11 protein-coding genes are annotated in these 8,957 nt (G+C 45.5%); 6 read left to right on the forward strand and 5 right to left on the reverse strand.

Annotated elements, in window-relative coordinates; translation table 11 throughout:
• Positions 1 to 124: 124 nt before the first annotated feature.
• Positions 125 to 1,540: an oxygen-independent coproporphyrinogen III oxidase gene (gene hemN / locus B7Y67_RS00685; RefSeq protein ID WP_293596839.1), complete on the reverse strand. Its 1,416-nt coding sequence runs from the start codon at positions 1,538 to 1,540 to the stop codon at positions 125 to 127.
• A gap of 19 nt (positions 1,541 to 1,559) precedes the next feature.
• Positions 1,560 to 3,170 (reverse strand): NAD(P)/FAD-dependent oxidoreductase, encoded by a 1,611-nt coding sequence (locus B7Y67_RS00690; RefSeq protein ID WP_293596840.1) that lies wholly within the window; start codon positions 3,168 to 3,170, stop codon positions 1,560 to 1,562.
• 89 nt (positions 3,171 to 3,259) lie between these two features.
• Here B7Y67_RS00690 and B7Y67_RS00695 point away from each other — a divergent pair, with 89 nt between their 5' ends.
• Positions 3,260 to 3,808 carry a YaeQ family protein gene (locus B7Y67_RS00695; protein ID WP_293596841.1) on the forward strand — a complete coding sequence of 183 codons (549 nt, stop codon included), beginning with the start codon at positions 3,260 to 3,262 and terminating at the stop codon, positions 3,806 to 3,808.
• Positions 3,805 to 4,221 (forward strand): putative toxin-antitoxin system toxin component, PIN family, encoded by a 417-nt coding sequence (locus B7Y67_RS00700; RefSeq protein WP_293596842.1) that lies wholly within the window; start codon positions 3,805 to 3,807, stop codon positions 4,219 to 4,221. Before B7Y67_RS00695 ends, B7Y67_RS00700 begins: the two co-directional genes overlap by 4 nt.
• Here the strand turns inward: B7Y67_RS00700 and B7Y67_RS00705 are convergent.
• The gene (locus B7Y67_RS00705; protein WP_293596843.1) at positions 4,211 to 5,227 is read right to left on the reverse strand and encodes an LLM class flavin-dependent oxidoreductase; all 1,017 of its coding nucleotides are present in this window, start codon (positions 5,225 to 5,227) and stop codon (positions 4,211 to 4,213) included. The genes B7Y67_RS00700 and B7Y67_RS00705 overlap by 11 nt on opposite strands.
• Before the next feature lie 33 nt (positions 5,228 to 5,260).
• Here B7Y67_RS00705 and B7Y67_RS00710 point away from each other — a divergent pair, with 33 nt between their 5' ends.
• Genes B7Y67_RS00710 through B7Y67_RS00720 form a run of 3 tightly spaced genes read left to right on the forward strand, consistent with a single transcriptional unit; the run spans position 5,261 to position 6,109 of the window.
• Positions 5,261 to 5,482, forward strand: a complete 222-nt coding sequence (locus B7Y67_RS00710) for a hypothetical protein (protein WP_293596844.1) — start codon at positions 5,261 to 5,263, stop codon at positions 5,480 to 5,482.
• A gap of 20 nt (positions 5,483 to 5,502) precedes the next feature.
• A complete protein-coding gene (locus B7Y67_RS00715) occupies positions 5,503 to 5,706 on the forward strand; it encodes a SlyX family protein (protein ID WP_293596845.1) in 204 nt (67 codons plus the stop codon).
• Between the two features lie 52 nt (positions 5,707 to 5,758).
• Positions 5,759 to 6,109, forward strand: coding sequence for a phage holin family protein (locus B7Y67_RS00720; RefSeq protein WP_216136838.1), 351 nt, complete (start codon positions 5,759 to 5,761; stop codon positions 6,107 to 6,109).
• A 3-nt stretch (positions 6,110 to 6,112) separates the two neighbouring features.
• Here the strand turns inward: B7Y67_RS00720 and B7Y67_RS00725 are convergent, their stop codons facing one another.
• Positions 6,113 to 7,930 (reverse strand): AsmA family protein, encoded by a 1,818-nt coding sequence (locus B7Y67_RS00725; protein WP_293596846.1) that lies wholly within the window; start codon positions 7,928 to 7,930, stop codon positions 6,113 to 6,115.
• A gap of 73 nt (positions 7,931 to 8,003) precedes the next feature.
• On the opposite strand from B7Y67_RS00725, the gene B7Y67_RS00730 reads away from it, so the two are divergent.
• Positions 8,004 to 8,351 (forward strand): zinc ribbon domain-containing protein YjdM, encoded by a 348-nt coding sequence (locus tag B7Y67_RS00730; RefSeq protein WP_293596847.1) that lies wholly within the window; start codon positions 8,004 to 8,006, stop codon positions 8,349 to 8,351.
• Positions 8,352 to 8,404: 53 nt separating this feature from the next.
• Here B7Y67_RS00730 and B7Y67_RS00735 read toward each other — a convergent pair whose 3' ends face one another.
• Positions 8,405 to 8,623 (reverse strand): YdcH family protein, encoded by a 219-nt coding sequence (locus B7Y67_RS00735; protein ID WP_293596848.1) that lies wholly within the window; start codon positions 8,621 to 8,623, stop codon positions 8,405 to 8,407.
• Positions 8,624 to 8,957: the final 334 nt, after the last annotated feature.

Genomic DNA, 8,957 nt, shown 5'->3' on the forward strand with positions numbered 1-8,957 from the left:
AATCTATTTTCAAATTGAAGATGGGGCTTGCATTTGATGCAAATCAAATGCAAAGGTTGCTGAAATTTTTTATGTGTTTAAAAGCAACACTATTTTGATCAGTTTTTGATCCACATCAAATTGATCACAGCACTTTGGAATAAGTACCCTTAGCTTGAGATTCTCTGAGGTGACGATCAAAAGTCATCGCCACCCTTCTAGCCAAAAGCCTACCCTTTATAGGTACAAGCATTTTGGCACCATGCCACTCCAAGAGACCAGCTTCTTCTAGATGCTTGAGTTCTTGAATCTCTATTTTGAAATAGCTTGAGAAGTCAATTTGATGAGACTTGGAAAATTGCTCTGTATCAAGAGCAAATTGGCACATCAGCTCGCCAATGAGTTCACGCCGCAGCATGTCATCTTCATCTAACTGAAGGCCGCGGAGAGTAGGCAAACGACCATCATCAATTACTGCATAGTACTCATCGAGAGTACGAACATTTTGAGAATAGCAATCATCCACCTTGCCAATCGAAGAGATACCAAATGCCAGGAGATCACATTCTGCTTGGGTTGAATAGCCTTGGAAATTACGATGAAGCTTACCTTCTTTTTGTGCAATCGCTAATTCATCATCGGGTTTAGCAAAATGGTCCATACCAATAAATACATAACCTGCTTCGCCAAGTCTTTCTATAGTGTTCGACAGAATATCCAACTTATCGGCCGCTCCCGGCAAATCTGCTACAGCAATTCTGCGCTGCGGTTTGAAGATGTGGGGCAAATGAGCATAGTTGTAAACCGAGAGGCGGTCAGGACTCATCTTTAGCACTTCATCAACGGTTTCCTTAAAGGTCTCAGGTGTTTGCTTTGGCAAACCATAGATTAAATCTACGCTTCGGGATTTAAATCCATACTTTCTTGACCAATTCATCACCGCCTGCGTCTCTTCAATGGTTTGCACGCGGTGTACCGCTTGCTGAACCTCGAGATTGAAGTCTTGAACACCCAAGCTGATACGGTTAAAGCCCAATTCAGCCAGCAAGGCAATATCTTCCTCAGTCACTCGTCGTGGATCAATCTCAATTGAGTATTCGCCGCCAGGGAGCAGATCGAAATGCTCACGCGTGTGCTGCATCAACTCGATCATCTCTTCGTGAGACAAAAATGTGGGTGTACCACCACCCCAATGTAGCTGGGTCACTGGTATTTTTTTCTGGGCACCCATGACCGCACAAACCATCATAATCTCTTTAGCTAAATACTTGATGTACTTAGCGCTTCGACCATGGTCTTTGGTGATTATTTTGTTGCAACCACAGTAGTAACAAATGTTGGGGCAGAAAGGCAAATGAAAATACAGCGATAGTGGCTGATTAACCTTGGCTACGCGTTGCAAAGCACCCAAATAATCAGGCTCACCAAACTCATTGTGAAAGCGATCGGCACTGGGATAAGAGGTATAGCGCGGACCATTGATATCAAACTTCTGCAATAGCTCTGGTTGAAAAAGCGCATCTTTTTCATTGGGGGTTAAATCAGGCACTTCAGAGCTCATCAGAAATCAGCTTATGAAATTATTTAGAGAGATAGTCAAGTGCGACTGCTTCAGCCACTTTAATACCATCCACTCCAGCCGACAAGATGCCCCCCGCATAACCAGCACCCTCACCTGCAGGATAAAGACCTTTGACATTCAGACTCTGGAGGTTTGTACCTCGAGTAATCCGCAAAGGGGAGGATGTGCGAGTCTCAATGCCGGTTAATACCGCATCCTTCATCGAAAAGCCTTTAATCTGCCTCTCAAAAGCGGGGATCGCCTCTCGAATCGCCTCAATTACATAAGGAGGCAAGGCATCCGCAAGATCTGTCAAATGAACACCAGGTTTATAGGACGGGATTACGGAGCCGAACTCTGTAGAAGCCTTGCCAGCTAAGAAGTCTCCAACTAATTGTCCAGGGGCTTCATAGGTAGACCCGCCTAGTTCGTATGCCTTAGACTCTAAAGCCCTCTGAAACTCAATACCTGCTAGAGGTCCACCAGGATAGTCTTCGGGAGTAATACCAACAACGATGCCCGCATTAGCATTGCGCTCATTACGAGAGTACTGGCTCATTCCATTCGTCACGACACGGTTTGGTTCGGAAGTAGCAGCAACCACAGTTCCGCCTGGGCACATACAAAAGCTATAGACTGCGCGGCCATTCTTGGCATGGTGAACTAGTTTGTAATCAGCCGCGCCAATGAGCTGGTTACCAGCGTGTGGCCCTAGGCGTGCCTTATCAATTAAGGATTGCGGATGCTCAATGCGAAAGCCCACTGAAAAGGGTTTTGCTTCCATATAAACCCCTGCAGCATGCAAGACCTCAAAGGTATCACGAGCGCTGTGCCCTAGGGCCAGCACTACATGGTTAGCAGGTAAATCTGGATGGCCGTCAATTTTGACACCTGTAATCTGATCATTCTGAATATCAAAGCCAATGACCTTTTGTGAGAAACGAATCTCTCCACCAAGTTCAATAATTTCTTGACGCATTCTTTCGACCACGCCCACTAATCGAAAGGTGCCAATATGTGGCTTAGCTACATAACGAATTTCTTCGGGGGCGCCTGCTTTGATAAATTCAGCAATGACTTTACGACCGTAAAACTTCGGATCTTTAATTTGACTCCAGAGCTTGCCATCAGAAAACGTCCCTGCTCCACCCTCACCAAATTGCACATTGGATTCTGGATTAAGGATATTCTTTCGCCATAGACCCCAAGTGTCTTGCGTACGTTCGCGCACGGGTTTGCCACGCTCTAGTACGATAGGTTTAAAACCCATCTGCGCCAATACTAAGGCAGCAAAAATTCCGCACGGGCCAAATCCAATGACAACTGGACGCTCAAAGCTCTGGCTCTTTACTTGTGAAGCATTAGCTACAAAGCGATAACTTGTATCCGGCGATGGTCTGACATGAACATCATTCGTAAACTGCTTAAGCAATTTTTCTTCATTCTTTGCCGATAGATCCACGGTATAGATAAAAGCAAGGGCCACATTTTTCCTGGCATCGTAGCTGCGCTTGAAAACATCAAATTGAATCAAGTCTTGGGCCTGGATATTCAGACGCTTCAAGATCGCCTCTTCCAATGCCTCAGGGACATGGTTAATAGGTAAGCGAAGTTCGGTAATACGGATCATGGGACTCTACGATATACAGTAAATCAGGGTAATTTTCTAAATAATACTGGGAGATCAGGCTTACCCCCTTTTAAAGGCGATAATGCGCCATGGCTCTACGCGCAACTATCCACAAAGCCGACCTTCACGTCGCAGACTCTGACCGCCACTATTACGGCAGTCACTCCCTCACTATCGCAAAGCACCCCTCTGAAACCGAAGAGCGGATGATGGTACGAATTATTGCTTTTGCCCTGCAAGCGCAGGAAGACTTAGCTTTTACCAAAGGCTTGAGCGATACCGATGAGCCCGACCTCTGGATCAAAGACCTCACGGATGCCATTCAGCTTTGGATTGAAGTGGGTCAGCCAGATGAGCGTCGTATTCTCAAAGCCTGCGGTCGATCTGATCAAGTGATCGTCTATTGCTATGGCGGACACACCAGCAAAATCTGGTGGGATGGGATTGCCAACAAGTTGACTCGTGCTCGCAACCTTCAGGTGATCTCTATTCCAGCAGAGCAGGCTAAAGAGCTCAACAAGCTAGTCGAGCGCAGCATGATTCTGCATGTCAATATTCAAGATGGGGAGGCATATGTTTCTTCGGATATGGGCCAAGTCACCATCACCCCAGAAATCTGGCGCAGTCAACAGCAATGAAGCCGGTAGTCTTGGACACCAATATCTTGTTAGATATTTTTGTCTTCAATGACGAAAGAGCTAGCCCTTTAAAGCAAGCAATGATGGATGGGGATATTTCAGTAATCGCGAGTCAAAAAACCTTGCTAGAACTTGCTGATGTCATATCACGCCCCCTCTTTAAGCTTGACGAAGCCGCCCAAGCAAGCATTTTGGCTCAATGGCAAGCCATCGTAGGGCTGCATGATGATTCCAATCTAGCCACCGCACCCTGGAAATGCCAAGACCCCGATGATCAAATCTTTTTGGATCTAGCCTATCAATTGAAGCCAGCGATACTCATTAGCAAAGACAATGCATTGCTGGAGATCGCCAGTCGAGCTGCTCAAGAAAATATTCTGATTACCAGCGATTACAACGCCTTCAAGCTTTAGAGTTAAAGTGCAATCCCTTGGCAGCTTCAGCAGCAATCTCAAACGATCTCAATCGTGCTTGATGATCATAAATTTGACCCGTAATGATAATTTCATTTGCGCCAGTCTGATCGAGCCAATACTGCATCTCCTTAGCTACCACCTGCGAAGACCCAACAGCAGAGCAGTGTAAAGCATGTGCAGCAACAGTCTTTTCATGAGGCTCACAGAAATCATCTAAATCTTCAATTGGTGGAGGTAATTGTCCGCGAGTATTCCGACGCATGCGAATCACGTTTTGCTGTAAAGTGGTAAAGAGATGAGCAGCTTCTTCATCTGTATCAGCGGCCACCACATTCATCACAAATGCACAATAGGGTTTAGCCAACTTATCGGATGGTTTAAATAATTCACGATAGCTAGACATTGCATCTACTAATTGCTCCGGCGCAAAGTGAGAGGCAAAAGCATAAGGTAGACCAAAGTGGGCTGCCAGTTGAGCTCCGTACAAACTAGAACCCAGGATCCAAATCGGCACCTCGGTGTCCGCGCCCGGAATAGCTCGGACGGCCTGCCCCTCCTGAATTGGACCAAAGTAATGTTGCAACTCTCGTACATCCTGCGGAAAGCGATCATCGCCCCCCAGCAAATCACGACGTAAGGCTCTGGCTGTCATTTGATCTGTGCCTGGGGCACGCCCTAGACCCAATTCAATCCTACCGGGGTAGATCGATGCCAGAGTACCAAATTGCTCTGCAATGACTAGTGGGGCGTGATTTGGCAACATCACACCACCAGAGCCAACACGAATGGTTTTGGTGCCTCCAGCAATATAGCCAACCAAGACCGCAGTAGCTGAGCTGGCGTTACCCGTCATATTGTGATGCTCTGCCACCCAATAGCGGGTATAGCCCAAAGCCTCAGCGTGCTGAGCAACATCCAGTGAGTTACGCAAGGCATCCCCTGCAGTAAATCCCTGCGGGATGGGAGATATATCTAGAATGGAGTACGGGACAGAGTTTGTCATACATAGATCATACTGAGAAAGCACTTTTTTGACATGAGCAAACCAAAAATGGCGGATGCCGATGACGGCCTATTTAAGCCAGGCAGCAAGTTAAGGCATATTAAGACAGGTGGATTTTATAAAGTAGTGTTGCTTGCCAATGTTGAAGCTACTCTTGAGCCAGCCTATGTCTACGAATCACTCCAATCACACGACTTTTGGATCAGACCGAAAGCAGAGATGGAAGATGGTCGATTTGAATTGGTAGATGCTTAAATAAAGATAGAGGAATTGAAATGACTGAAGATCGCATCACCAGCCTTGAAATCAAACTTAGTTTTACTGAAGATCTGATTGATCAACTCAACCAAACCATCTACAAACAACAGCAACAAATTGAATTTCTATATCGCGAGCTTAAATCCATCAAGGAGCAAGCTAGTAGCGGGGAAAGCGCGGGCAACAGCAGCCCAAAAGATGAAATTCCTCCTCACTATTAAAGCCCTGATAACATTTACTGTAGATAACGTAACTAATTTTAAAAGGACGCTCATCATGGGTAACTTAGTACCGTTTTTAGTCCAGTGGGGCTTGACCTCCCTATCACTCTGGGTGGCCAGCTATCTTTTTAGCGGTTTACGTTTTGCAGATGGCGGATCCCTTCTAATCGCAGCCCTACTGCTTGGCTTTGCTAATGCTGTTGTGAAGCCCTTATTGATCCTGTTTACCCTACCACTCACCGTTCTCACCATGGGATTGTTTCTATTGGTAGTGAATGCTCTGGTACTAATGTTGGTTTCTGCGGTAGTGAGTGGCTTTACAATCTCTAGCTTCTGGACTGCATTCTTTGCCAGCATCTTTATTTCCTTATTCAGCCTCTTTATCAGCGGAATATTGTTTTAAGAATTACTCCGCTCCGGGGTAGATATCTGACCAGGGGCGGAGTGCATCACGACAAGGGTGACTTTTTGAGGTCATTGACCTGGCATTCTCGGCCAAAATACTCGCACCACCAGTCAAAAAACCAAGCCCAAGCGAGACTGCGCTATTCACCACTCCGGCTTGATTAATACCCACCTTAGGATTTCTCAGTGTGCCACCCATCTTTACCAATCCTGCCAAATCTAGGCCGGTAGTTAGGCCTGACTTTTCTCGGGGATCAATTGTGAAATTAACTGCTTCAGTTTTTAGATTAATGGAGCCAGCTAACACTACATCCAACCTATCGGTCTGAACGCCAACCGTATTGGCAATATTGATCTGGCCATTATTAATTGGCAGGTAGGCAACTGCACACTCCAACACTGTCTCACTGGTTTTCTTACGCATTGGGTTAATGGAGTCCAGCAGCGTGACTACAAAATCACCGGCATCATTCAAGAAGTTTGTACCCATGCGAGCTTGGTCAATACTTAACTGCATCTTGCCATTTGAACTCGATGCCATTTGATGCAGGCTATTTCCAGAGGCCTTTACATCAAATGCTAACTTCATACTACCCCCGCTAACCTTGGATTTTGGGTCGAGTCTAGCCAGCAAATTATCCAGCGTGAAATCCTTTGTCACTCCCTTGATTGAGAGCGAGGGATTTACCGCATTAAATCCAGAGAGATTGATCTGTAAATCGGCACTTCCCTTGCCCATCTCAAGCGTTAAATGGGGAATATCAATCACATTGCCATTCAATTGCAAAGTGGCCTGAAGGTTTTCAATCGGCTTACGTTTTGGCAAGCTTAACTCAGCAATATCAATCATGATCTTTCCCTTGGCTTGGGGAAGCACGTCAAAAGGAATACTCTCATTGCTAAATAAGTACTTGGCCTGTGGCTTTTGGGTCTGACGCGCCAGCGGCACTGACTTAGCGCTAGTTACAGGCTGAGGAGCTTCATTAGATACTGCGCCCATAGTGGGCCAGTCAAATGCTTTTGAGTTCAATGCCAAATTGACTGTAGGCAGAGTTTTTGGTGTCTTATTTACCTCACCTTTAATCGTCATGGACTTAGCATTCATGGTCAGTTTCAGATCGAGCGGGAATTGCGTTGATGAAACATCCCAATGCTTCAATACCCTAGAAACGGAACCTATTTTTCCACTGAGATCGAGAGCCTGATCTTGAAATTTCATGCTGAGAGAAACGGCTGTTTTATCCCCACTCTCTGCCAATGACAAACGCTTAATTAGATAGCTCGACAGAGAGCCGGATGGGTCTTGATACCGAATCCGGGCATCGACTACAGAGATGCTCTCCATGTAGACTAGATTATCACCAACCGAAGTCGCATCTGAATTGTCACTACCAGAACTAACAACGGCATTCGATGTCTCTGAACTCATATCCCAGTTTGCCTTACCAGATGCATTTTTTTGCAGAAGTAGATCCAGGCCAGCAAGTTTCACATTGCCAACCTCAATACGTTTGCTGAGTAGTGGCAGAGTTTTAATATCCAACTCAATCCTCTTGAGGGTCAGCATTTCAGGATCAGATGCCCAAGAGGCATTACTTAAGCTCAAGCGCTCTGCTGAAACAGAAATTCCCGGAAAAAAACTTAAGGTCACCGGCCCACTAATTTTTAAGTCTCGACCAGTAGCCGCCTTCACTGAGGTGGAGAGTAGTTTGGTTAACTGAACTGGATCGACTGTAGAGGTTGCATACCAAGCCCCCAATACCAGTAGTAGGATTGCTCCGCCCAAAGCGGTGATGATGATCTTGACTGATTTATTCATTGTTTACTGATTCTAAATTACCCTACTCGCTGTAGACTAGAATTGAACTTTATATTTTTTGCTAGTAATCACCATGAACACCACAGCCAATTTCCCAAAATGTCCAGCTTGCCAAGAGGACATGACTTACCCCGATGGCGAGAATTTTGTTTGCGCCCAATGTGGCCACGAGTGGCCAATGGCTGCAGCTGTCGAAGAAGATGAGGGTGTTCTCATCGTCAAGGATGCTAATGGCAACTTACTGGCTGATGGCGATACTGTCACCCTCATTAAGGACCTGAAGGTCAAGGGATCATCAACTACTCTTAAGGTAGGGACCAAGATTAAAGGTATTCGCCTGGTTTCTGGTGATCATGAGGTGGACTGCAAGACTGAAGCAGGCAATATGTTACTGAAGGCCTGCTTTTTGAAGAAGGCTTAACTCTCAATAAAAGATCATCGGATCCAAATATGGACTCCGATGGTCTGAGGCTCTTAAGTAGCGCTGGCTTTTTTCAAGATCGAGTACAGCTGATCTTTCAATAAGAGCTTTTCTTTTTTCAAAACCTCAATTTCTTCTGGGGTGCTGGGCTCGGAATGGGCCTCCATTCTTTGAATCTTCTGATCTAAATTGTTGTGCTTATCAAATAAATGGGAAAAGTGACGATCTGATGTTTTCAGCTTACTGATTAACTCACGATATTCAGGGAACATGGATTCTCTTTAGGTTGAGGTTATTTTTAACTGCACGAATTCAGTGTATCAAGTTCGCACTTAAATTCAAGCCCTCGCTACCACCCGCAACAACCATAAAACAATTAGCCTTTTTCTCTTGATATTGCCAGGTAAATACCCATATATACGTCAGCAAAAATGGATAGAACTGAAGTAATATCACACATGTGCGCTTAGCACATTAACTACCAATAGGAAGGGTAATAGACCATGGCTACAAAGAAGTCTCCAGCAAAAAAGAAAGTAGCTACTAAGGTGGTAAAAAAAGCCCCTGCAAAGAAAGCCGTTAAAAAAGTTGCCGCCAAGAAAGTGG

Source organism: Polynucleobacter sp. 35-46-11, assembly GCF_002281105.1.